The sequence below is a fragment of the Roseburia sp. AF02-12 genome (genome assembly GCF_003461765.1).
GTDB classification, from domain to species: Bacteria; Bacillota; Clostridia; order Lachnospirales; family Lachnospiraceae; genus Roseburia_C; species Roseburia_C amylophila.
This window is the reverse complement of sequence record NZ_QTXS01000005.1, coordinates 6,417-6,756: the sequence shown is the minus strand read 5'-3', so window position 1 is coordinate 6,756 and position 340 is coordinate 6,417. Positions and strand designations below refer to the sequence as shown.

The following is a 340-nucleotide window of genomic DNA, read 5'->3' as shown; positions in this document are numbered from 1 at the left end:
AGATTCATATGATAATCCCACATATAGCTTCTTACATGCTCTGCTGCCTCTCCGTGCATCTCCGACATGGCAGCAATCTCTACAATACTGCTTCTTACCGCATCTATCTGCTCTATCCACCGGTCAAGCTGTGCCAGAATCAGTTCCCGAATGCTGGTAATTTCTTCATACTTTACCTGAAATCCCATAACTTTCTCCACTCCCCCTATTTTGTCTTTATCATTTTCATCAAAGAAGCTTCTGCATCAACCAGTTCATCACGCAGTGTGAGAAGCTTCCCGGCATCCTGCGTCAGGAGGTTCTGATAATAACTCATCAGACCAATTAACTGTGAAAAGCC

Annotated in this window: 1 protein-coding gene; it reads right to left on the bottom strand. The window is 44.1% G+C overall.

Features of this window, described 5'->3' with window-relative positions:
* On the bottom strand, nucleotides 1-188 hold a 188-nt coding region (locus tag DV740_RS14590; RefSeq protein WP_147342283.1), incomplete at its 3' end, for a hypothetical protein.
* Between the last annotated feature and the right edge of the window lie 152 nt (nucleotides 189-340).